The following is a 20,506-nucleotide window of genomic DNA, read 5'->3' as shown; positions in this document are numbered from 1 at the left end:
TGCTTGTTTGACTCTAGTGGTGCTGCGCGGCGAAGACCAGCCCCGCCTCGCCACGCCGCGTCATCGGGACGACAGCACGAACCCCCGGTAGTCCGCCGCCGCGATCTCTTCGCAGTGGTCGATGTAGTTCTTGAAGCCGCCGATGTAGGGCAGGAAACCCCTGGCCTTCCCCGCGATGTTCGCGCCCGTGTACCACGACGGCGCTGCGCCGAACAGGGTGCGGTCGGCGAGCTCGAGCGAATGCGCCGTCCAGGCCGCCGCCGCATCGGCGCGCGCCTCGATCGACGTGTATCCGTTGGCGCGGCAGTGCGCGATGATCCGCAGCGCGTAGTCGCCCTGCTGCTCCGAGGTGAGCGCCATGTTCGACAGCACGCTGGGGCTGCCGGGCCCGTTGAGCACGAGCAGGTTCGGGAAGCCGGGCAGGGCGACGCCGAGATAGGTCGAGGGGAAGCCCGCCCACTCCGCGCGCAGCGAGAGTCCGTCGCGACCGCGGATGTCGATCGCGGTGAGTGCTCCGGTCATGGCGTCGAACCCCGTGGCGTAAACGATCACGTCGTGTTCGCGGTGGCGTTCGGCGGTGCGGATCCCGGAGGGAGTGACCTCTGCGAGGGGTTCTCGTCGCAGGTCGACCAGCTCGACGTGCGGTTCGTTGAACGTCTCGTAGTACCCCGTGTCGGTGCAGATGCGCTTCGTGCCGACGGGATGGTCCTGCGGGGTCAGCGTGGCTCGCGTCTGCGGATCGGGTACCCGCTCCGCGAGCTTCTGCTCGAAGAAGACGCGGGCCGCATCGTTGATCACCGGATCGACGGTCAACCCCTGGAAGGCCTTGGCGAAGAGCACGCCGCCGCGCGTCCAGCTCTCCTCGAACACCTCGGCACGCTCCTGCTCGTCGGCCTCCGCGAAGGGTGTGGGGTGGCTCGTCCAGGGGGAGCCGGCTGCCCCGCTCCAGGACAGTTCGCGTCGCCGCGGGAGCTCCTTCTGCTGGCGCTGCCATTCCTCGTCGTCCAGCATCCGGTTGAACGCCGGGACGCTGTAGTTGGCGCTGCGCTGGTACACCGTGAGCTCCGCGGCCTCGCGGGCGATCAGCGGGATGGTCTGCACGCCGGAGGACCCGGTGCCGATCACGGCGACACGCCTGCCGCTCAGGTCGACGGGGTCCTCGGGCCATGCCGACGTCTGGAGCACGGTGCCCGTGAACGTGTCGCGGCCGGCGAGGTCGGGCAGCTGCGGCTTCGACAGTCCTCCGGTGGCCATGACCAGCCAGCGTGCCGACGCCTCGAACCCGGATTCGGTGCGCACGTCCCATCGTTGCTCCGGCTCGTTCCAGGACGCCGCCGACAGGCGCTCCCCGAACCGGTAGTGCCGGCGGACGTCGAAACGGTCGGCGACGTGGTTCAGATAGCGCAGGATCTCGGGCTGCGTCGCATAGCGCTCGCTCCACCGCCACTCACGCTGCAGGTCGTCGTCGAACGAGAACGAGTAGTCGATGCTCTCGACGTCGCAGCGTGCACCGGGGTAGCGGTTCCAATACCAGGTGCCGCCCACGTCGTCGCCCGCCTCGATGCCGAGGATGTCGAGGCCCGCCGCCGCGGCGTGGATGGTGGAGTACAGGCCGGCGAAGCCGGCGCCGACGATGATGACGTCGTGTTCGGGGATCATGTGCGGTCCTTCGCGTCGAGGGTGGTCAGGGAGCGCAGGTCGCTCCAGAGGATGTCGGCGGCGCTGACGCCCGGTCCGTAGCCGGGGATGGTCAGGAAGCCATGGAACTGATCGGGGTGGTGACGAAGGATGACCGGGACTCCGGCCTCGCGCAGTCGACGGGCGAAGGCGGCGTCCTCGTCGCAGAGGGGATCAAGGCCTGCTGTGACCACGATCGCCGGAGGGAGACCGCCCAGGTCGTCGACGGCGAGCGGGGTGACGTCGGCGTCGAAGCGGTCGGGGCGGTCGCCGAGGAAGGTGCGCCAGTAGTGCGCGAGGAGCTCGGATGTCACGAAGTACCCGCTCGCTCTCGTGCGGTGGCTCGGCGCCGACATCGTCGGGTCGAGGAAGGGATACAGCAGCACCTGTCCCACCACCGGGCTCGCAACGCGGTCGCGGAGGCCGACCGCCGCGCCCGCCGCGACGTTCCCGCCCGAGCTGTCTCCGGCGAGGACGACCCCATGATCGGCGAGGCCTGCGGTGACGGTCCAGTCGACGGCGGCGAGGACGTCGTCGCGGGCGGCGCCGGGCCCCGATTCCGGGGCGAGCCGATAGTCGACCGAGACCACCACGCTCGCCGTGGCGCGCGACCAACGCCGGCAGAAACCGTCGTGTCCGGCGATCGACCCGTGCAGGAAGCCGCCGCCGTGGGCGTACACGGTCGTGGGTGCGTCCGGTCGTGACTCGTGCGGGCGGTACACCCGGATCGGGATGCGGTGGGTGCCGGCATCGACCACGACGTCTTCCGCCGAAGCGACGTCGTCGAGGTTGCTCGCGGGGCGGATCCGCTCGTCGGCGGCTGCGCGTCCGGCGAGCGGGTCCATCGTCGCCAGCGCGGGGAACGTCGCATTCAGCAGGTCCAGCATGCGCGTCGTCTCGTCCACATGATCTCCTTCGATCAGCAGCGGTATGACTGTTAGTCATAGTACGATCAGGAATATCTCACTCATCGACGAGGAGGTCAAGTGAGCGACCGCGAACACACCGACCAACCGCCAGAACTGCCGGCGACGAGCTGGGCCGTGCTCGGCATCCTGTCGTTCGGCACCGAGCTGTCGGGCTACGACGTCAAGCAATGGGCGGATCAGAGCCTCGCGTACTTCTACTGGGCGCCGTCGCAGAGCCAGATCTACACCGAGCTGCGACGGCTCGAGCAGCTGGGGATGGCGGTCTCGCGAGTCGAGCAGACGCACGCGGCGAAGAGCCGTCGGCTGTACGGCATCACCGAGCTCGGGCGTCGGAGCATGCGGCAGTGGTCCGACGAGGTCGCTGCGGAGCCCGTGGTGCTCAAGCACTCGCAGATCCTGCGATTGTGGGCGGCGCACAACGGCGACCTCGACCGGCTGCGGGAGAGTCTGGCCGCGTACCGAGACGAGGCGTTGCGCACCGCGGAGGAGTCCGGTGCGCATGCGGTCGGAGCGCGTCGTGAGGAGGACTGGAGGTTCTCCGGTGTCGCCCTCGAGTGGGCGGAGCGGTTCTACCGCGACGAGGCGGCCCGCATCGACTGGCTCATCGAGCGGCTGAAGGGCATGAGATGAGCGTTCCGGCGCGGGTGTCCACCGGGGGCATCAGAGCCCGAACCCGCCGTCGACGTCGAGCTTCTGCCCGGTGATGAACCCTGCGGCGGGCGAGGCGAGGAACGCGACGGCGGCCGCGATGTCGCCCGCGGTCCCGAACCGGCGGAGCGGGATGTTGGCGGTGGCGACCTCGAGCGCACGCTCGTCCAGATCGCCGGACGCCATCAGCCGCGCCGACATCCCGTCCCACAGCATCCCCGGACCCACGGCGTTCACACGCACGCCGAAGCGGCCCTCTTCGGCGGCGAGGCCGCGGGCGAGGGGCCTCGACACCGCCCTTCGGGGCGACCGAGAGGCCGTCGCGCACTGGGTATCGCCGGGTGCCCGCGCTCGTGACCACGGTGAGGGAGCCTGCCGCGTCACGAAGAGCGGGGAGGAAGGCCCTGGCGATGGCGAAGAAGCCGACGAGGTCGTCGTCGACCTGTCGGGCGAACTGCTCGACGGACACCTTCGACAGGTGCACCATCGGCACGTGCGGACCGGCCGCATGCACGACCGTGTGCACGGCGCCGTGGCGGGTGACGAGGTCGTCGGCGAGGGCGGCGGCACCCGCGTCGTCGCGGACGTCGAGCCGATGCGCCTCACCCTGCTCGCCGAGTGCGGCGAGCAGTTCGGGCGCGGGGTCGGAGCGGTGCGTGATCGCGACCCGGACCCCCTCCGCCGCGAGGGTCCTGGCGATCGCGGAGCCGATCCCGCCGGTCCCTCCGGTCACCACGGCGATGCCGGGCAGGTCGCGGAGGCGGCGGTTCTCGGGAGTCTGTGCACTGTCCATGAGCCGGAATCTAACAGGTGTCCAGATCGTAACCAAGCAATTGACCGGTTGGGCGTTGCCGGTGGCCCGGGTCTGTGATTTACTAAGCAAGCGTTTGGTCGCTCTAACTCAACGATGAGAGAGGTTCGGATATGCGGTTCAACAGACTCGCGGCAGTCGCCGCAGGGATCGTGGTCTCGACGGTGGTGCTCGCCGGTTGCGCCGGCGATGCGGAGGGAACCGGCGACGGGGGCGACGGCGAAGGCGGCGACCCGATCAAGCTCGTGGTCCTCGGTGGCATGGGTGCCGAGGGGATCCTCGCGGACAACGCGACGACCGCCGTCACGGCAGCGCTCGCCTCCGTCGACGCCGTGAACGACATGGGCGGGATCCTCGACCGCGAGGTCGAGATCACCCACCTCGAAGACAACGCCGACCCGACGGTCGCCGTCACCAAGCTCCGCGAATACATCGCCACCGAGGGCAAGCCCGATCTCGTGATGAACTCCGGACCCTCGACGATCACCGAAGCGATGCTGCCGATCCTCACGCAGAACAAGATCGTCTCGTTCAACATCGGCCCCACCACCGGCTCGGGCGACCCGAAGGTCAACCCCTACAGCTTCGACCTCAGCGCCTCCGTCCCCGACTACCTCGGATCGTTCGTCGCCGAGATGGAGGACCGCGGCTACGAGGACGTCGCCATCCTGCACGGATCCAGCGCCTACGGCGAGCTGTTCGGCTCGCTCGGTGAGACCACGTTCGCCGACGCGGGCTTCACCGTGACGGGGAACGAGGGCTTCGACAACGCGGCGCTCGACATGACCGCGCAGCTGTCCGCCCTCCAGCAGGGCGACCCCGACGTGCTCGTGCTCGACGCCTACGGCGCCCCGCTCGGCTACGTCCTGCAGAGCCTCGAGAAGCTCGGCTGGGACGTCCCCGTGATGGGCAACTCCTCGGTCGCCGCGACCGGACTGATCGCCACGCCCGCCCCCGACGGGGTGCTCGGCACCGATCAGGTGAAGAACCTCACGATGCAGGTGTACTCCAGCACCCAGTACGACCCCGACGACACCAAGGTCAACGACGCGGTCGAGCGCATGCTCGCCGCCGGCGACATCAAGTCGTCGCTGATCCTCGCCTACAACTACGACTCGGCCCTGCTGTTCAAGGCTGCGGCGGAGAAGGCCGGCGGAGTCGACGACCCGGACGCCCTGGTGGCAGCACTGATCGACCCCGAGGTGCAGAAAGCGGCCGAGACGGCCATCCTCGCGAACTACGCGTTCGACGACAAGGCGCACAGCCCGCACGTGAGCCCCGACCAGTTCGCGTTCATCCCGCCGGGTGAGCTCGTCAACGGCCAGTTCCAGCCCTGACGCCGGCCGGCGCCGTGAACACCGCCGACGGCTCGGATCTCGATTCGGATCCGAGCCGTCGGCACACCAAGCCAAAGTGATGGAAGGAACCCGACCGCAATGACCATCATCTGGTCCGGCCTGGCTCTCGGTGCGATCTACGCACTGGTGGCGATCGGCTACAACATCGTCTTCCTCTCGCAGAAGACCTTCAACTTCGCCCAGGCGGCGCTCATGATGCTGGGCGCCTTCATCGCGTACGTCGGCATCGTCGTCTGGGGTCTGCCGTGGTGGCTCGTCGCCATCGCCGCCGCCGTCATCGTCGGGGCCATCGCCGCCCTCGAGGAGCGCGTCGCGATCCGCCCCGTCAAGGACCCCCACAACCTGCTGGTCACCACCCTCGGCGCCTCGATCATCATGGAGGGTGTCGCCCAGGTGATCTGGGGCGGCGAGCCCAAGCGGGTGCCCTTCTTCATGGGCGACCAGGTGCTGGAGTTCCTCGGAGGGCGCGTCTACCCCGTCGAGCTCGCGCTGATCGTCCTGGTCATCGTCTTGGTCGTCGTGCTCACGCAGTACGCCAAACGGAGCATGACCGGCATCGCCCTGCTCGGCATGAGCGAGAACCGGGAAGCCGCTCAGCTGCGCGGTGTCAATGTGCGCCGCTTCGCCCTGATGGCCTTCATCTTCACCGGTATCCTCGCCGGGTTCCTCGGGGTGTTCGTCGGTCCCAAGACCTACGCGGTGGCGACCCTGGGTGCGTCCCTGGCGCTCAAGGGCTTCGTGGTCCTCGCGATCGGCGGCTTCGGGTCGCTCGGCGGCGTGCTCGTCGGCGGGTTGATCGTGGGTCTCGCCGAGGCTCTCGCCACGCGCTACATCGGCGCGGACTACGCGGGCCTGACGGTCTTCTTCATCCTCATCGTGATCCTGATGGTCAAACCGACGGGACTCTTCACCCGTCGCGTGGAACGGACGGTGTGACCATGGCTGCTCTCTGGCTGAAACTGCGTGCCGTCCCCGGCTGGATCTGGCCCCTCGCGGTCGGCGTCGTGCTGCTCGCGCTCCCCTTCCTGGGTCTCGGCTACGCCGCGACACGGCAGATCGAGCTCACGCTCATCCTGGCGCTGATCGTGCTGGGCCTGAACCTCTCCCTCGGCTACGCCGGTGAACTCGCGATGGGGCAGGTCGCCATGTACGCGGCAGGCGCATACGCCGCCGGCCTCGCGAACAAGGCGGGTGTCACCGACATCTGGCTGCAGCTGCTCATCGGCGCGGCGGCCGCCCTGGTGATCGGACTCATCTCGGGCATCCCCGGTCTTCGCCTCGGCAGCTGGTCGCTCGCGATGACGTCGTTCTTCCTGATCCTGATCGTCCCCGACGTGCTGTCGATCTTCAAGGAGGAGACCGGCGGGCGCAACGGCCTGGCGGGCATCATGCCCGCCACCTCGTTCGGGCAGATGATCGACGGGCGCACCTACTACGTGATCATCGTCGGCGTCACGATCGTGGCGTTCGCGCTGATCCGCAACCTCGTGCTCTCCGGCCACGGCACCGCACTCCGCGTGCTCAAGCAGAGCCCCGTGCTGGCGTCGTCGATGGGCATCTCGGTGTTCCGGGCCAAGCTCACCGCCTACGCGATCGGTGCGGTCCCCGCGGGCATCGCCGGCGTGCTGTTCGCCAACCTCGATCTGTTCATCTCGCCGGAGGCCTTCGCGTTCTCCTTCGCGATGACGGTGCTCGCGGCCTCGATCTTCGGCGGGTCGGCCAGCATCTACGGAGCTCTGATCGGCGCGGCCGTGCTGCAGTTCGGCATGAACCAGTCGACCAACTTCAGCAAGTTCGGTCTCATCATCTCGGGCGCCTTCCTCCTCATCGGCGGTGTGGCCTTCACCGGCGGACTGGCCGGGCTCCTGCGGAGTCTCCTGCGCAAGGCCGACAATGCGGCGAAGGCCAAGGTCGGGATGAAGCCGATCGAGGCGGCCCCCGCCGAGGTCGAGAAGCTCGACGGAGCGCTGCTGCGCACCGAAGGGGTCTCCAAGGCGTTCGGCGGCAACCAGGCGCTGTCGAAGGTGTCGATCGACGCGGCACCTGGTGCCGTCACGGCCATCATCGGTCCGAACGGCTCGGGCAAGACGACCCTGCTGAACATGATCTCCGGCTTCTACAAGACCGATGCCGGAACCATCGAGCTCGATGGCACGTCCATCCAGGGACTGTCGTCGTACCGGGTCGCCAGGGCGGGAGTGTCGCGCACTTTCCAGACGCCGAACATCCCCGAGAAGCTGACGGTGTTCGAGGCGGTGGAAGCGGGCAGGTACGCGACCGAGCGGCCGACCATCTTCGCCTCGGTGCTGCGTCTTCCGACGTTCTGGCGCACCCGCGCCGAGAACCGCGCCGCGGCGGAGCGGGCGCTGGCCCTCGTCGGTCTCAGCGCGCAGCGCGACGAGCCGGCGGATTCCTTGCCCCTGGGCAACCGGCGTCTGCTCGAAGTGGCCAGGAGCCTCGCCGCCTCGCCCAAGGTCGTGCTCCTCGACGAGGTCGCCTCCGGACTGGACGAGGACGAGCTCGAGGTCCTCGAGGGCCTGGTGATGCGCCTGCGCGACGCCGGGATGACGGTCATCCTGGTGGAGCACAACTTCCAGCTGGTGCTGCGCGTCGCCGATGACATCTACGTGCTCGCACAGGGCGCGGTCATGGCGCACGGCACACCGGAGCAGATCGAGAGCAACCCGCGCGTCATGGAGGAGTACCTCGGTGTCACGGCGGAGACCAACGCGGCAGGAGGCGGCGACCATGAGTGATGTGCTGCTGGAGGTGTCGGGCCTGCAGACCGGCTACGGCGACCTGACGGTGGTGCGCGACGTCTCGCTGACGGTGCGCACCGGCGAGATCACGGTGCTGCTCGGTCGCAACGGTGCCGGGAAGACGACCACGCTGCGGGCGATCACGGGACTGAACAAGGTGTCCGGCGGCACGGTCTCGTACCTCGGGGAACCGTTGGCCGATGCTCCGCACAAGCGCGTCGCGCGCGGCATCTCGTACGTGCAGGAGGGCAAGAAGGTCTTCCGCGAGCTCACGATCGAACAGAACCTCATCCTCGGCGGATTCTCCCGCGGGATGGGCAAGCGCGCACTCGTGTCGGCCGCAGATGAGATCTACCAGCTGTTCCCGATCCTCGGGAGCAAGCGTGCCCTGCCTGCCGCGAGCATGTCGGGCGGGCAGCAGCAGATGCTCGCGATCGGCCAGGCGCTCATGGCGAAGCCGAAGCTGCTCATCCTCGACGAGCCGAGTCAGGGCCTGGCCCCGGTCATCGTGAAGGAGGTCATGGAGCGGGTGCATGAGCTCAGGGCCACCGGCATCGGCATCCTCCTGGTGGAGCAGGCGGTGCAGGAATCCGTCGCCATCGCCGACGAGGTCACGGTGATCGAGATGGGACGCACGACCCTGGCCGGCGCCGCGGCCGATGTCTCGCTGGAAGATCTGCAGAAGGCGTACTTCGGCGCCGTCGCGTAGGCGGAGGACGGATGGTCGGTCGCCTACGCTGGATCGGTGACCGAGAACGCTGCGATCGAGACCTTCTGGGGCCAGGCGCGGGCGGCGCTGCCCGACCTGCCGGAGACCCTGCCGGAGGCATGGGGCTTCGGGGCGATCCCGGCGCACGCGGATGAGCTGCTGGCGCTCGTGCTCGACGGCGTGAAGACGGGCACGGCGTCGTCGCTGTGGGACTACGACGCGACGGGCGATCCGCTTCCGGCCGCGGGCGAGCTGAGCATCGTCCTCGACGGCGCCGGCGTTCCTCGGGCCGTGATCGAGACGACCGCGATCGCGATCGTGCCCTTCGACGAAGTGAGCGCCGAGCACGCGTTCTCCGAGGGGAGGGCGACCGCACGCTCTCGCACTGGCGTGAGGTGCACGAGCGGTACTGGCGGGAGCACTCCGAGAACCCTCGCGGCTTCGAGCCGGACATGCCGGTGGTGTGCGAGCGGTTCCGCCTGCTGCTTCCGCCTCAGCCCGGCAGCGCGGAGGCCGCCGGGTAGCCGAGCACCGTCGACTGCTCCCGGCTGAAGGCCGAGGTCACCCGGTGGGCGATGCGCCAGCGGCCGTCGACGCGACGGTACGACACGTCGTAGAAGCCCCGCATCGCCAGACGCGGGCACCCGCATCCTCGGCGTAGTCACCGTGGAACTCCAGATGGATGCGGGCGGTCGCGGTGTCGCCGTCGAGGACGAGCTGCGGCAGATGGAGGAAGTGGATGCCGGCGAACGCGGCGTCGCTGCAGAAGGCGCGGAGGGCCGGGCGTCCCTGTACGAACGTGACGGGGGCCGCTTCGCCGATCGGTCTCGACTGGTAGATGCCGTCCTCGGTGAAGAGACTGCTCCACGCGTCGCCGTCGCGCTCGTCGAAGGTCCGCGCGTAGGTGGCCTCCAGGTCGATGATCTCGAGGCGGTCCTCGAGGGCCTGCAGGCGCTGCTCGATGCTGCGGGTCATGGTCGCTCCGTCCGGTCGAGGGGGTGGGCGGTCGCCGCTCGACGCACGCGGTCGCGGCATGCGGTCGAGGGATCGTCGGGTCCGCGTCGCCCGCGCGGCCCCGCGCCCTCGGGCTCGCGCAGACGACCGGCATCAGATCGCGTCCATTCGCGCACGGCCGTGCGCTCGACGATGCGCCAGCCCTCGGGGTCTCTGCGCACATGGTCGAGGTAGCGGAAGCCGCTCGTGAAGTTGCGGGTCTCGTCGGTCGATGGTCGACCCCAGTGCACGGCGGTGCCGTAGGTCTCGGCGAAGGCGTGGTCGCCGAACAGCTCGACCCGGTGGTTGCCGACGATGTGCATGGTGCCGTCGAACACGGCCGTGCGTTCGCGGAGCCAGGCCACGTAGTCGTCGGCCGTTCCCGAGAAGCCGGTGTGGTGGTCGACCCCGTCGCGCGCGTAGACGCCGCGGACGTTCAGGTAGTCGGCCCGATCGACGGCCGAGCAGTAGCGCAGCACGAGCTCTTGGATCTCCTGGCGGTCGGAGAGCTCGCCGAGCGGGTTCATGCCTGATCCGGCATGTTCGTCCATCCGCGTCCCGATGCCTTGCCGTACCAGCCCGATGCGGCGAGCGTCCCTCCGTCGACGGGGATCGTGTGACCGGTGATGAACGCGGCGTCCGGCGAGGCGAGGAATGCCACGACTCCCGCGTAGTCCTCTGGCCGACCGAATCGTCCCACCGGGAGCCAGGAGCGCAGCAGGGCGGGGTCGCGACCGCCCAGCATCAGATCCGCCGGCGTCTGCGGAGTGTCGGCGAGGTCGGGGGCGATCGCGTTGACACGGATGCCGGAGGGACCGAGTTCGACGGCGAGGCTCTTCGTGAAGGCCGACACTCCGGCGTTGTATGCCGAATAGACGGCGTTGCCCGGAATGCCGCGGAACGCCTCGACGGTCGAGACGTTGACGATGCTCCCCCCGCCGGCGGCGATCATGCCGGGGAGCAGTGCGTGGGTCACGGTGAACACGTGCCACAGGTTGAGATCGTGCAGGCGGCGCCACTGTTCGGGCGGGCTCTTCGCGAAGAACGACTTCGCCGGACGGAAGTCGCCGACGTTGTTGACGAGCACGTCCGCATGACCCTGTTCACGCTCGACGAGGGTCGCGAGCCGGTCGACCGTCTCGTCCAGGGTGATGTCGCCGACCAGGACCGTGCAGCGTCCGCCGGCTGCCTCGATCTCGCCGGAGGTGGCGGCAGCGGCATCCGCATCGATGTCGACGAGGACGACGTGGTCTCCGTCTGCGGCGAGACGACGGCTGATCCCGCCGCCGATGCCGAGAGCGCCGCCGGTGACGACGACCGTACGCGGATGCGGTGGAGGAACATCATCGTGACTCATGCGACTAACCTAGCATTTGGTTGGTAGCATGGACAGGTCGGTGCATCGGAGCACCGCTCACGGAGGAGGCGGAGTGAGCCTGGTCATGGATTTCGCGGGCAAGGTCGTCGCGGTCACCGGCGGATCCCGCGGCGTCGGTCGCGGCGTGGTCGAGGCGTTCCTCGACGCCGGGGCAGAGGTGGAGTTCTGCGGCAGAGCCGAGCCGGAGACCCTGCCTGCGCGCGATGGCCGCACCGCATCCTTCCGCCCCGTCGATGTGAGAGACGCCGCGCAGAACCAGGCGTGGATCGACGGCATCGCGGAGCGAAGGGGCCGCCTCGACGTCCTCGTCAACAACGTCGGCGGCTCGCCGTTCGGTCGCTTCGAGGCCGGATCTCCCCGCTACTTCCAGGCGATCACCGAGATCAACTTCCTGTCGGCCGCCGTCGCGACCAGAGCCGCATTCGAGCCGCTGCGCGCCCACCGCGGAAGTGTGATCAACATCACCTCGATCAGTGCACGACGGCCCAGCCCCGGCACGGCCGTGTACGGGGCCGCGAAGGCCGCGCTCGAGAGCCTGACCCGCAGTCTCGCCGTCGAGTGGGCGCCGGAGATCCGCGTCAATGCGGTCAGCAGCGGACTCGTGCACACCGAGAGCGCGGTCGACCACTACGGCACTCCGGAGCAGTACGCCGAGATCGCACGAACCATCCCCCGGGGGCGACTGGCTTCGCCGCAGGAGCTCGGCGCCGTGTGCGTCATGCTCGCCTCTCCGTTCTCCGCGCACATCACCGGCGCCATCGTCCCTGTGGACGGCGGTGGCGAATGGCCCGCCTTCCTCACCCACACCCCGAACGCGGACATCGTGCAGCAGGCCGATCGTCTCGACATCACCGAAGGAAACCCCTCATGACCGAAGCCGTCATCGTCTCCGCCGTGCGTTCGCCCATCGGGCGCGCGTTCAAGGGCAGCCTGAAGGACATGCGCGGCGACGACCTCGCGACGCAGATGGTGCGCGCGGCCGTCGACGCGGTGCCCGGCCTCGACCCGAACGAGATCGTCGACCTGATGGTCGGCTGCGCACAGCCCGCGGGTCAGCAGGGGTACAACATCGGGCGGATGCTCGCATTGCAGCTGGGCTGGGACGCCGTGCCGGGGACGACGGTCAACCGCTACTGCGCGTCGTCGCTGCAGACCACACGGATGGCGTTCCACGCGATCAAGGCCGGTGAGGGCGACGTGTTCGTCTCTGCCGGGGTCGAGGCCGTGTCGCAGTTCGCGTCCGGCAAGTCGGACGGCATGCCCGACACGAAGAATCCGCGGTGGGCCGATGCCGCCGCGCGCACGGCGCGGGAGGCGCAGGACCCCGACTTCGTGTGGTCGGATCCGCTCGAGCGCGGCGAGCTGGAGGACATCTACATCGCGATGGGGAGACCGCCGAGAACGTGGCCTCGTTCCGCGGAGTCTCACGCCGAGAGCAGGACGAGTGGGCGGTGCTCAGCCAGAATCGAGCCGAGGCCGCAGCCGCGCGGGGCTTCTGGGAGACCGACATCACGCCGGTGCGACTCGGCGACGGCACGCTCGTGACGAAGGACGACGGGCCGCGAGCGGGTGTGACGCTGGAGGGCATCAGCGGCATGCAGCCGGTGTTCCGTCCGCACGGGACCGTGACCGCCGCGAACTGCTGCCCGCTCAACGATGGCGCCGCCGCGCTCGTGATCATGAGCGACACCCGGGCCGCGGAGCTCGGCCTGACCCCGCTCGCGCGTGTCGTGTCGACGGGGGTGTCGGCACTGTCGGCCGAGATCATGGGTCTCGGCCCCGTGCAGGCCGTCGAACGCGCGCTGGCGCACGCCCGGATGTCGATCGGCGACATCGACATCCTCGAGATCAACGAGGCCTTCGCCGCGCAGGTCATCCCCTCGATCGCCGACATCGGCATCGACCCCGAGCGCGTCAACGTCAACGGAGGAGCGATCGCCCTCGGGCACCCCTACGGCATGACCGGCGCCCGCATCACGACCACCGCGATCAACGCCCTCCGCGAGCGCGACGAGCAGTTCGCCGTCGAGACCATGTGCACCGCGGGCGGCCAGGGCATGGCCATGGTGCTCGAGCGCCTGAGCTGACCCCCCCTCCGCCTCCGCACCTCTCCGTTCCTTCGCCCGTTCGTCTCTTCGTCGAGTGCACGGGTTCGTGCCGAGTGCACGGGATGCCTGCGCCGACAAGCCGTGCGCTCGACACGATGCCGTGCACTCGGTGTCGAGGAAGGGAGGAAGGGGAAGAGGGGGTCAGGCGTGCGCGCGGAGCTCCGACTTCAGGATCTTGCCGGTCGCGTTGCGGGGGAAGTCGTCGACGAAGACGAACTCGCGGGGCACCTTGAAGTTCGCCAGGTGCGTGCGGCAGAAGGCCTCGAGATCGGCGGCGTCCGGACGAGGGTCGGCGTTGTGCAGCAGCAGCACGTAGGCGCGGCCGACCGTGCCGAGGCGTTCGTCGTCGACGCCGATCACGGCGGACTCGTTGACGGCCGGATGCTTGCGCAGAGCGTTCTCGACCTCGGCGGGGTACACGTTGAAGCCGCCGACGATGAACATGTCCTTGAGTCGGTCGGTGATCTTGAGGCAACCGTGCTCGTCGAGGCGTCCGACATCGCCGGTGTGGAACCAGCCGTCCGTGTCGAGCACCGCGTCGGTCGCAGCCTGATCCTCGAAGTAGCCGAGCATGACGTTGGGGCCGCGCAGCAGGATCTCGCCGTCGGTGTCGAGCCCGGCATCGTTCCCGTCCTCGTCGATGACGCGGATCTCGACGCCCTCGACGGCCGGGCCGGTGGTCTGCGCGGTGTGTTCGAGCGATTCGCCGGGCCGGGGGGGTGGCGACGACGCACTCGGTGAGTCCGTAGGCCTGGGCCACGGTCTCGAAACCGAGCACGTTCACCATGTCGTGGAAGAGCGTGGCCGGTGCGGCGGTGGCCCCGGCGATCGCGAACCGCAGCGACGACAGGTCGTACTCGCCGAGGCGGGGGTGGTCGAGCAGCGAGGTGAAGATCGTGGGCACGCCGGGGAGGACGCTGATGCGCGCCGACTGCACGAGCTCGAGCACCCGGTCGACGTCGAACACCGCGAGCGGGTAGATCGTGCACCCGCCCATCAGCGAGGCGATCATTCCCGCCTTGTAGCCGAAGCCGTGGAAGAACGGGTTGACCACGGCGTAGCGGTCTTCGGGTGTCAGGCGCGCTCCGAGACCCCAGGCCCTGGCGACGGAGAGGGTCTGGCGGTGCGCGCTGAGCACCCCTTCGGGACGCCGGTCGTGCCGGAGGTGAACAGCACGTCCATGATGGCGTCCGGCGTCACCGCAGCGGCCGCCGCCGACACCAGGCTCTCGTCGATCCCTCGCCGGCGGCGAGGAAGTCGGTCCAGCAGAGGACTCCGGCGTCTCGTGTCTCGTCGAGCGTCAGGACGGTGCGCAGGTGCGGCAGGCCGGGGATGGCCGACCCGTCGGTGCCGCGTTCGGCCGCAGCCGTGCGGAGCGCCGCGCTGTAGGACTTGCCGAGGAACCCGTCGGCGAGCACCAGTGCGGTGGCGCGGGAGCGGGCGAGGATCTCGGCGGCCTCGTGCCCGGTGTAGCGGGTGTTGAGGGGCACGACCGCGATGCCGACGAGCTGGGCGCCGAGCATCGCGAGGATGAACTCGTGCCGGTTGGGGGCCCAGAGTCCGATGCGGTCTCCCGGTCGTACTCCCTGGGCGAGGTACGCCCTGGCGACCGAGCGCACGCGGTCGTGCAGGTCGGCGTAGCCGATGACCGTCTCGCCGTCGACGATGGCGGGATGATCGCCCAGGGCCGCCATCTCCGCGAGGAGGGCAGGCACTGTCGTCGCTTCCGAGACTGTCATGGTCGTCCTTTCCAATATCATGCGTACACTCCGAGAGGGTGTTTCGGGAAAACAGTGTGGTGCGACACACTGAGCAAGCGCTTGTGATTTTTTTCGGTGAAGGAGCAGTGATGGCAACGACCAGAAGCGGAGGTCGCCAGGAGCAGAGTTCCGAGCGACGCGACCAGATCATCTCGATCGCCGCTCGGCTCATCGCCAGACGCGGATACTCCGCGACGACGGTCCGCGACATCGCCGACGAGGCGGGCATCCTCTCCGGCAGCCTCTACCACCACTTCTCCTCGAAGGAGGCGATCCTCCAGGAGATCCTGCGCAGCTTCATGACGGGACTGCTCGGGCGCTTCGAGGAGATCGTCGCCGAAGGCGGCAGCCCCCGAGACATCCTCGACAAGCTCATCGCGCACGCCTTCGCGACCATCGAGAGCCAGCCCGACGCGGTGGGCCTCTACCAGAACGAACTGTCGTTCCTCGCTCGTCAGCCCGGCTTCGAGTTCCTCGGCGAGAACAGCGAGCGCATCGAGGCGCTCTGGCTCTCGCAGATCACGGAGGGGCAGAAAGTCGGCGTGTTCCGCGACTCGATCGACGCTCCGATCGCCTACCGGTTCATCCGCGACGCGGTGTGGTCGACGGTCGCCTGGTACCGACCCGGCCGCGGTCACACGGCGACGAGCCTGACCGACAACTTCCTGGATCTGCTGCACAACGGCCTCCTCGCCGACTGAGTGCACCGCGGACGGGGCGCATGCTCCGTCAGTCAGCGACCTCTCGGCTGCGGGTGCCGCGCGGGTCGAGCACCTCGCGGATCAACCGCAGCTCTTCGGCATCGGGAGTGCGCGTGAGCGGCGCATCCGTCGCGTCGAGCGCGAATCCGGTGCTGTCGGTCACGGTCTGCGGATCGACTCCGGGGTGGACCGACAGCACGGTGACGATGCCGTCTGCGCCGTAACCGAGCACGGCGAGGTTCGTGACGATCACGCCGAGGTGGTGGTGCTCGAGGCCGGCCTCGCGCGCGCGGTCGTTGCCGACTCCCGAGACCATGTCGACCGCGTCGACGAAGACGCGGGTGCTGTGCCGAGCGACCCAGTAGTCCACGCGGTGGTTGGCGGTGTTGCCCGGTGCCCCGCGGACGCCGATGAGCTGACGGGTGGGGCGTGCCCAGTCGCCGATGAGCGAGATGTTCTGGTTGCCGAACCGGTCGATCTGGCTGGCGCCCATCATGCTCTGGCGGCGGCCGGTGGCGACGATGTCGAAGACGCGACGGAACGGCGCCCATCCTTCGACCGCGGGGGCCGCTGCATCGGGGTCTCCCGGCATCGGAGGGCCGGAGAGGAAGAAGGCCTCGCCGTCGCTGAGGACGATCTCGGGAGCGGTGGTGAGTTTCGCCAGGCGGGCGCCGAGGGCGGGGATGATGCCGACGGCGTGTGCGAGGATCTCGCCCGACTCGCGGTACGTGTCGGCGCAGGCTGCGATGCAGACCTCCGCTGTGGTGGCGCCGAGCGTGGTCTCGGGGGTGGCGACGCTGGTCATGACTCTCCTCGGTCGGCGTGGAACTGGGCGACGGCTGAGCGATAACCGGCCTCGTCGGTCTGCAGGAACGTGCGCTCGAACTCCGCCCAGGCGCTCGGATCCTTCGCGGAGGCGACGTAATGCTTCTGGAAGGCCTCGTCGCGCTCGTAGTCGGGGGCGCAGGTGGTGAAGTGTGCTCCGCCGGGAGCCTCGACGACCGCGGAGGCGTAGATGCGGCTGAACAGCAGTGTGTGGAACGAGCCCTCGTCGAGCAGCGCCGAGGTGGGGATGACCTTCTCCGTCGACACGATGGTGCGCGTCGCGGCCATGGCGAACAGGTCGTCGAAGTAGGGGTCGGGTCCGAGGTACTGGGCGTTGCCCTGCGCATCGGCGCGGTTCACGTGCACGAGCGCGACGTCGAGGGGAAGGGCCGGCATGGCGACGTACTGCGCGTCGGAGTAGGGCGACGCCACCGTGCGCAGTCGCGGGTTCGCCGGCAGCACATCCGACCCGAGACCGGCGAGGATGGGGAGGAAGTCGAGGCGCGAGGCCGCGGCACGGAGGCCGGTGACGAACATGCCCTCGTCGTACTCCTCGATCTCGAGGTCGCCGCGTTCGCGTGCCCGGGTGAAGAGCGGGTCGAGCGGGATGCTGTCGAGCGACACGAACCCGTAGACGAGGCGGCGGATGCGGCCGGCGGCTGCGAGCAGCCCGACGTCGGGACCGCCGAAGGCCACCACGGTGAGGTCGGTGATGTCGCGTCGCAGGATCTCGCGCACGAGGGCCATGGGCTTGCGTCGCGAACCCCAGCCGCCGATGCCGATCGTCATCCTGCTCTCGATGGTGGCGACCGCCTCCTCGATGCTCACCCGCTTGTCCGACATCCCCGCTCCTTCGCGCGACCGGCGCTAAACCTAGCGCTTGTTTGGGAATCACAGTAGCATGCCCGGAAGGACGACCAGCAAGGGGGCCGCGCATGACCGGAGAGTCGATCGCCGACCACGTCGTGGTGACCGGAGGGGCGAGCGGGATCGGCGACGCCGTGGTCGCGCAGCTGCTCGACCGGGGTGTCGCGGTCACCGTGTTCGACCTGCAGCCGAGTGCCAGAGCCGGCGTGACCACCCGCACCGTCGACTTGCGCGACGAGGGCGCGGTGGAGGAGGCGATGGCCGAGACATGGGCCGACGCGCCGGTGGGGGGCCTCGTCGCCTGCCACGGTGTGCGCGGCGCGTATGTGCCGGCGCTCGAGATCGACCTCGACCAGCTGCGGCGGCTGTTCGACGTGCACGTGGTGGGGACGCTCGCCGTCTCCCGGGCGCTGGTGCGTCGCCTCGATGCCGCCCCGGCCTCGATCGTGCTGGTGTCGTCGACCACCGCATACCGCGGGTGGGCCAACCAGGCCGACTACGGGCCCGCCAAGGCCGCCGAACGTCAGCTGATGGAGAACCTCGCGATCGAATGGGCGCCCCGCGGCGTGCGCGTCAACGCGGTCGCCCCCGGACACACGCTGACCCCGATGGTGCAGGACATGGTGGACCACGGCTACGACCTCGCGGCGGTCGAGCAGCGCACCCCGCGCGGACGCCTCGCCGACCCCGACGAGATCGCCGCTGCGATCGTCTGGATGCTGCGCGACGCCACGCACGTGATCGGACAGTGCCTGCCGGTGGACGGCGGCTGGACGGCCGTCGGACGATGATGCCGACCCGCGCGCTCGGCGACCTCGAGGTCTCGGCGCTGGGCATGGGCGCGATGACCCTGACCCAGGTGCCGGGTGCGGACACCGCTCGCGGCATCCGCGCCGTGCACGCCGCGGTGGACGCCGGCATCACCCTGTTCGACACCGCCGACTCGTATGGGCCGTCGGGGAGATGGGCGTGAACGAGCGGGCGCTCGTCGAGGCGCTCCGACGGCATCCGTCTGCGGCCGAGCAGGTGGTCATCGCCACGAAAGGCGGTCACACCCGAGGCCCGGCAGCGACCTGGTGGGTCGACGGCTCTCCGGAGCACCTCGCCGCCGCTGCCAGGGCTTCGGCGCAGCGCCTCGGGCTCGATGCCCTCCCGCTGTATCAGCACCACCGCCCCGACGTGAAGGTGCCGTTCGCGGAGTCGATGGGGGCGATGCGGCAGCTCGTCGACGAGGGCGTCGTGATCCGCGTCGGCGTCTCGAACGTCGATGCCTCCCAGCTCGACACGGCGATCCGGGTGGTCGGCGATGCGCTCGTCAGTGTGCAGAACGAGTACTCGCTGCTCGAGCGCTCGAGCGATCCCGTGCTGCAGCTCTGCGAGGTGCACGGACTGGCGTTCCTGGCCTGGGGTCCGTTCGGGGGCATGCGCGCGGCCAAGGGGCTCGGCGCGTCGTCGTCGTCCGTCGCCCTCGTCGCCGACCGGCACGGGGTGAGCCCGCAGCAGGTCGTGCTGGCCTGGCTGCTCCGACGCTCGCCCGTGCTCATCCCGATCCCTGGTGCGAGTCGGCCGGAGAGCGTGCGGGACTCGGCCGCCGCGGTCGACCTCGTGCTCGACGACGACGACCGACGTCTGCTCGATGCGGTGTCCGCGCCGGCGGAGAGTGCTCAGTGAGGCTCTTGCAGCAGTTCGACCCGCACGTCGTCGGGGCCCTTCACGTAGACGTAGCGGTAGCCGTCGAGCGGCCCGGCCGTGGCCGTCATGGTCTGCGACAGGGGTTCGTAGCCGAGCGCCGCCAGTCGCGCGAGACTCGCCTCGATGTCGGGCACGACCATGGCCGGATGCGCGGCGCCGGTGTGACCGTTGTCGGGGTCGATGCGGGTTGTCGGCGCCGCGGTACTCGGCGAGCTCCAGGAAGACCCCGTCGTCGAGGCGGATGAACGTGAGCAGGATCTCGACTCCGGGATATCCGGTGGCGGCGTCGACCGCGGGACCGCTCTTCGACAGGGGACCGATGACCTCGCCGTCGGTCGCCGCCAGGTAGAACGCGGTCGCCGCGGCCGTGTCGCTCACCGTGATGCCGATGTGGTGGAGCCGTGGCATCCTCACTCCCATCTCAAACTAGCGCTTGTTCGATAACTATCCCGGAGGACACTCATGAATGCAACGCCCCTCATCGACCTCACCGGCCGGGTCGCCGTGATCACCGGAGCAGCCGGCGGTCAGGGCCGCTCACGCCGCCCTTTCCACGCACTCGGCGCGAGCCTCGTGCTCACCGATCTCGACGGGGCCGCGGTCGTCGACGTCGCCGCGGAGTTCGGCGACCGCGCCATCGGACTCGCGCACGACGTGTCGTCTGCCGAGGCCTGGGCGCAGGTGGCTGCGGCGGCGAAGGAGAAGTTCGGCCACGTCGACGTGCTCGTCAACAATGCCGGATTCTGCCCGGAGGGGCCCTTGGCCGAGACGACGGAGCGCGTCATCCGCCTCACGCTCGACGTGAACCTCATCGGACCGATGCTGGGGGTTCAGGCGATGCTGCCCCTCATGGGGGATGGCGCGTCGATCGTGAACATCGCCTCCACCGCCGGTGTCGCCGGGTACGCGAACCGCGTTCCCTACTCCGCGTCGAAATGGGGCCTGCGGGGTGTGTCCCGGGGGCTCGCCCGCGAGTTCGCCGGCACGGGCATCCGCGTGAACACGGTGTGCCCAGGGGCGGTGGACACGCCCATGATCAGCGAAGACGCCAGGGCGGGCGTCGGCTTCATCTCCCGCATCCCCATCCCGCGCGCCGGACGCCCCGAGGAGATCTCGAACCTCGTGGCCTACCTCGCCAGCTCTGCCAGCAGCTACTGCACCGGCCAGGACTTCATCATCGACGGCGGGCAGGTCGCCTGATGCCGAGCTACGCCTTCGACGGCGTCGTGCCCGTGGTCGATCCGACCGCGTTCGTGCATGAGACCGCGAGCCTGATCGGAGACGTCATCAT

At 69.3% G+C, this 20,506-nt stretch carries 24 protein-coding genes and 3 pseudogenes; 15 read left to right on the top strand and 12 right to left on the bottom strand.

Features of this window, described 5'->3' with window-relative positions; genetic code table 11:
- Positions 1-60: 60 nt before the first annotated feature.
- Both G4G29_RS17920 and G4G29_RS17915 read right to left on the bottom strand, forming a co-directional pair.
- Entirely contained in the window at positions 61-1,659 is a 1,599-nt protein-coding gene (locus G4G29_RS17920) for an NAD(P)/FAD-dependent oxidoreductase (RefSeq protein ID WP_183151048.1), read from the bottom strand.
- On the bottom strand, positions 1,656-2,564 hold the full coding sequence (locus tag G4G29_RS17915) for an alpha/beta hydrolase (protein ID WP_210274199.1): 909 nt from the start codon (positions 2,562-2,564) through the stop codon (positions 1,656-1,658). Before G4G29_RS17915 ends, G4G29_RS17920 begins: the two co-directional genes overlap by 4 nt.
- Before the next feature lie 99 nt (positions 2,565-2,663).
- Between G4G29_RS17915 and G4G29_RS17910 the strand changes: the two genes are divergently transcribed.
- A complete protein-coding gene (locus G4G29_RS17910) occupies positions 2,664-3,236 on the top strand; it encodes a PadR family transcriptional regulator (RefSeq protein WP_183151046.1) in 573 nt (190 codons plus the stop codon).
- Between the two features lie 30 nt (positions 3,237-3,266).
- Here the strand turns inward: G4G29_RS17910 and G4G29_RS20785 are convergent, their stop codons facing one another.
- Positions 3,267-3,548: an SDR family oxidoreductase gene (locus G4G29_RS20785; protein ID WP_202045367.1), complete on the bottom strand. Its 282-nt coding sequence runs from the start codon at positions 3,546-3,548 to the stop codon at positions 3,267-3,269.
- 199 nt (positions 3,549-3,747) lie between these two features.
- Here G4G29_RS20785 and G4G29_RS22875 point away from each other — a divergent pair, with 199 nt between their 5' ends.
- From G4G29_RS22875 to G4G29_RS17880, 6 genes and pseudogenes are all read left to right on the top strand, one after another.
- A complete protein-coding gene (locus G4G29_RS22875; protein WP_244632172.1) occupies positions 3,748-4,125 on the top strand; it encodes a hypothetical protein in 378 nt (125 codons plus the stop codon).
- A 53-nt stretch (positions 4,126-4,178) separates the two neighbouring features.
- Entirely contained in the window at positions 4,179-5,402 is a 1,224-nt protein-coding gene (locus G4G29_RS17900) for an ABC transporter substrate-binding protein (protein ID WP_183151045.1), read from the top strand.
- 99 nt (positions 5,403-5,501) lie between these two features.
- Positions 5,502-6,359: a branched-chain amino acid ABC transporter permease gene (locus G4G29_RS17895; RefSeq protein ID WP_183151044.1), complete on the top strand. Its 858-nt coding sequence runs from the start codon at positions 5,502-5,504 to the stop codon at positions 6,357-6,359.
- A gap of 2 nt (positions 6,360-6,361) precedes the next feature.
- Complete coding sequence (locus G4G29_RS17890) at positions 6,362-8,179, top strand: branched-chain amino acid ABC transporter ATP-binding protein/permease (RefSeq protein ID WP_183151043.1); 1,818 nt, start codon at positions 6,362-6,364, stop codon at positions 8,177-8,179.
- Positions 8,172-8,891 carry an ABC transporter ATP-binding protein gene (locus G4G29_RS17885; protein WP_183151042.1) on the top strand — a complete coding sequence of 240 codons (720 nt, stop codon included), beginning with the start codon at positions 8,172-8,174 and terminating at the stop codon, positions 8,889-8,891. The genes G4G29_RS17890 and G4G29_RS17885 overlap by 8 nt, the downstream gene beginning before the upstream one ends.
- Positions 8,892-8,927: 36 nt before the next feature.
- A pseudogene (locus G4G29_RS17880) lies at positions 8,928-9,415 on the top strand (ASCH domain-containing protein).
- Between the two features lie 37 nt (positions 9,416-9,452).
- Here G4G29_RS17880 and G4G29_RS17875 read toward each other — a convergent pair.
- The 3 genes from G4G29_RS17875 to G4G29_RS17865 are packed head-to-tail and all read right to left on the bottom strand — an operon-like array spanning position 9,453 to position 11,241.
- Positions 9,453-9,866: a nuclear transport factor 2 family protein gene (locus G4G29_RS17875; protein WP_183151041.1), complete on the bottom strand. Its 414-nt coding sequence runs from the start codon at positions 9,864-9,866 to the stop codon at positions 9,453-9,455.
- A complete protein-coding gene (locus tag G4G29_RS17870) occupies positions 9,863-10,411 on the bottom strand; it encodes a nuclear transport factor 2 family protein (protein WP_183151040.1) in 549 nt (182 codons plus the stop codon). The genes G4G29_RS17875 and G4G29_RS17870 overlap by 4 nt, the downstream gene beginning before the upstream one ends.
- Positions 10,408-11,241 carry an SDR family NAD(P)-dependent oxidoreductase gene (locus G4G29_RS17865; protein ID WP_183151039.1) on the bottom strand — a complete coding sequence of 278 codons (834 nt, stop codon included), beginning with the start codon at positions 11,239-11,241 and terminating at the stop codon, positions 10,408-10,410. Before G4G29_RS17865 ends, G4G29_RS17870 begins: the two co-directional genes overlap by 4 nt.
- 73 nt (positions 11,242-11,314) lie before the next feature.
- Here G4G29_RS17865 and G4G29_RS17860 point away from each other — a divergent pair, with 73 nt between their 5' ends.
- Both G4G29_RS17860 and G4G29_RS17855 read left to right on the top strand, forming a co-directional pair.
- Positions 11,315-12,133 (top strand): SDR family oxidoreductase, encoded by an 819-nt coding sequence (locus G4G29_RS17860; protein WP_244632171.1) that lies wholly within the window; start codon positions 11,315-11,317, stop codon positions 12,131-12,133.
- Positions 12,130-13,349, top strand: a pseudogene (locus G4G29_RS17855) (acetyl-CoA C-acetyltransferase). Before G4G29_RS17860 ends, G4G29_RS17855 begins: the two are co-directional and overlap by 4 nt.
- Before the next feature lie 162 nt (positions 13,350-13,511).
- Here the strand turns inward: G4G29_RS17855 and G4G29_RS22870 are convergent.
- Complete coding sequence (locus G4G29_RS22870; RefSeq protein ID WP_345941188.1) at positions 13,512-13,943, bottom strand: hypothetical protein; 432 nt, start codon at positions 13,941-13,943, stop codon at positions 13,512-13,514.
- Positions 13,941-14,066 (bottom strand): annotated as a pseudogene (locus tag G4G29_RS24250) (hypothetical protein); the annotation flags it as partial. The gene G4G29_RS22870 and the pseudogene G4G29_RS24250, both read right to left, overlap by 3 nt.
- An 89-nt stretch (positions 14,067-14,155) precedes the next feature.
- On the opposite strand from G4G29_RS24250, the gene G4G29_RS24245 reads away from it, so the two are divergent.
- Positions 14,156-14,350, top strand: a complete 195-nt coding sequence (locus G4G29_RS24245) for a hypothetical protein (RefSeq protein WP_345941109.1) — start codon at positions 14,156-14,158, stop codon at positions 14,348-14,350.
- Between the two features lie 216 nt (positions 14,351-14,566).
- Here G4G29_RS24245 and G4G29_RS22860 read toward each other — a convergent pair whose 3' ends face one another.
- Positions 14,567-15,109 (bottom strand): AMP-binding protein, encoded by a 543-nt coding sequence (locus tag G4G29_RS22860; protein WP_244632170.1) that lies wholly within the window; start codon positions 15,107-15,109, stop codon positions 14,567-14,569.
- 110 nt (positions 15,110-15,219) lie between these two features.
- Between G4G29_RS22860 and G4G29_RS17845 the strand changes: the two genes are divergently transcribed.
- On the top strand, positions 15,220-15,831 hold the full coding sequence (locus tag G4G29_RS17845) for a TetR/AcrR family transcriptional regulator (RefSeq protein ID WP_183151037.1): 612 nt from the start codon (positions 15,220-15,222) through the stop codon (positions 15,829-15,831).
- Positions 15,832-15,859: 28 nt separating this feature from the next.
- On the opposite strand, the gene G4G29_RS17840 is transcribed toward G4G29_RS17845, so the two are convergent.
- Both G4G29_RS17840 and G4G29_RS17835 read right to left on the bottom strand, forming a co-directional pair.
- A complete protein-coding gene (locus G4G29_RS17840; RefSeq protein ID WP_183151036.1) occupies positions 15,860-16,636 on the bottom strand; it encodes a CoA-transferase in 777 nt (258 codons plus the stop codon).
- Positions 16,633-17,499 carry a CoA transferase subunit A gene (locus G4G29_RS17835; protein ID WP_183151035.1) on the bottom strand — a complete coding sequence of 289 codons (867 nt, stop codon included), beginning with the start codon at positions 17,497-17,499 and terminating at the stop codon, positions 16,633-16,635. Before G4G29_RS17835 ends, G4G29_RS17840 begins: the two co-directional genes overlap by 4 nt.
- Before the next feature lie 92 nt (positions 17,500-17,591).
- On the opposite strand from G4G29_RS17835, the gene G4G29_RS17830 reads away from it, so the two are divergent.
- From G4G29_RS17830 to G4G29_RS17825, 3 genes are read left to right on the top strand one after another with little or no spacing between them, the layout of a single operon-like run.
- Complete coding sequence (locus G4G29_RS17830) at positions 17,592-18,314, top strand: SDR family oxidoreductase (RefSeq protein WP_183151034.1); 723 nt, start codon at positions 17,592-17,594, stop codon at positions 18,312-18,314.
- A complete protein-coding gene (locus tag G4G29_RS22855; protein WP_244632169.1) occupies positions 18,311-18,496 on the top strand; it encodes an aldo/keto reductase in 186 nt (61 codons plus the stop codon). The genes G4G29_RS17830 and G4G29_RS22855 overlap by 4 nt, the downstream gene beginning before the upstream one ends.
- On the top strand, positions 18,493-19,194 hold the full coding sequence (locus tag G4G29_RS17825; protein ID WP_244632168.1) for an aldo/keto reductase: 702 nt from the start codon (positions 18,493-18,495) through the stop codon (positions 19,192-19,194). The genes G4G29_RS22855 and G4G29_RS17825 overlap by 4 nt, the downstream gene beginning before the upstream one ends.
- Here the strand turns inward: G4G29_RS17825 and G4G29_RS17820 are convergent.
- Positions 19,188-19,355, bottom strand: coding sequence for a hypothetical protein (locus G4G29_RS17820; protein ID WP_183151033.1), 168 nt, complete (start codon positions 19,353-19,355; stop codon positions 19,188-19,190). The genes G4G29_RS17825 and G4G29_RS17820 overlap by 7 nt on opposite strands.
- 322 nt (positions 19,356-19,677) lie before the next feature.
- Between G4G29_RS17820 and G4G29_RS17815 the strand changes: the two genes are divergently transcribed.
- Complete coding sequence (locus G4G29_RS17815) at positions 19,678-20,415, top strand: SDR family oxidoreductase (protein WP_183151032.1); 738 nt, start codon at positions 19,678-19,680, stop codon at positions 20,413-20,415.
- The last annotated feature ends 91 nt before the right edge of the window (positions 20,416-20,506 follow it).

Origin of the sequence: Microbacterium sp. Se63.02b, from assembly GCF_014171575.1 — a bacterium.
GTDB lineage: Bacteria > Actinomycetota > Actinomycetes > Actinomycetales > Microbacteriaceae > Microbacterium.
This window is presented reverse-complemented; position numbering and strand designations above follow the sequence as displayed.

Bases quoted from the DNA above. Each gene is read 5' to 3' on its own strand.
- G4G29_RS17920 (WP_183151048.1), bottom strand. From the start codon at position 1,659: ATGATCCCCGAACACGACGTCATCATCGTCGGCGCCGGCTTCGCCGGC.
- G4G29_RS17915 (WP_210274199.1), bottom strand. From the start codon at position 2,564: ATGCTGGACCTGCTGAATGCGACGTTCCCCGCGCTGGCGACGATGGAC.
- G4G29_RS17900 (WP_183151045.1), top strand. From the start codon at position 4,179: ATGCGGTTCAACAGACTCGCGGCAGTCGCCGCAGGGATCGTGGTCTCG.
- G4G29_RS17895 (WP_183151044.1), top strand. From the start codon at position 5,502: ATGACCATCATCTGGTCCGGCCTGGCTCTCGGTGCGATCTACGCACTG.
- G4G29_RS17890 (WP_183151043.1), top strand. From the start codon at position 6,362: ATGGCTGCTCTCTGGCTGAAACTGCGTGCCGTCCCCGGCTGGATCTGG.
- G4G29_RS17885 (WP_183151042.1), top strand. From the start codon at position 8,172: ATGAGTGATGTGCTGCTGGAGGTGTCGGGCCTGCAGACCGGCTACGGC.
- G4G29_RS17875 (WP_183151041.1), bottom strand. From the start codon at position 9,866: ATGACCCGCAGCATCGAGCAGCGCCTGCAGGCCCTCGAGGACCGCCTC.
- G4G29_RS17870 (WP_183151040.1), bottom strand. From the start codon at position 10,411: ATGAACCCGCTCGGCGAGCTCTCCGACCGCCAGGAGATCCAAGAGCTC.
- G4G29_RS17865 (WP_183151039.1), bottom strand. From the start codon at position 11,241: ATGAGTCACGATGATGTTCCTCCACCGCATCCGCGTACGGTCGTCGTC.
- G4G29_RS22870 (WP_345941188.1), bottom strand. From the start codon at position 13,943: ATGCTCGGCTACTTCGAGGATCAGGCTGCGACCGACGCGGTGCTCGAC.
- G4G29_RS24245 (WP_345941109.1), top strand. From the start codon at position 14,156: ATGTCGTGGAAGAGCGTGGCCGGTGCGGCGGTGGCCCCGGCGATCGCG.
- G4G29_RS22860 (WP_244632170.1), bottom strand. From the start codon at position 15,109: ATGACAGTCTCGGAAGCGACGACAGTGCCTGCCCTCCTCGCGGAGATG.
- G4G29_RS17845 (WP_183151037.1), top strand. From the start codon at position 15,220: ATGGCAACGACCAGAAGCGGAGGTCGCCAGGAGCAGAGTTCCGAGCGA.
- G4G29_RS17840 (WP_183151036.1), bottom strand. From the start codon at position 16,636: ATGACCAGCGTCGCCACCCCCGAGACCACGCTCGGCGCCACCACAGCG.
- G4G29_RS17835 (WP_183151035.1), bottom strand. From the start codon at position 17,499: ATGTCGGACAAGCGGGTGAGCATCGAGGAGGCGGTCGCCACCATCGAG.
- G4G29_RS17830 (WP_183151034.1), top strand. From the start codon at position 17,592: ATGACCGGAGAGTCGATCGCCGACCACGTCGTGGTGACCGGAGGGGCG.
- G4G29_RS22855 (WP_244632169.1), top strand. From the start codon at position 18,311: ATGATGCCGACCCGCGCGCTCGGCGACCTCGAGGTCTCGGCGCTGGGC.
- G4G29_RS17820 (WP_183151033.1), bottom strand. From the start codon at position 19,355: ATGGTCGTGCCCGACATCGAGGCGAGTCTCGCGCGACTGGCGGCGCTC.
- G4G29_RS17815 (WP_183151032.1), top strand. From the start codon at position 19,678: ATGAATGCAACGCCCCTCATCGACCTCACCGGCCGGGTCGCCGTGATC.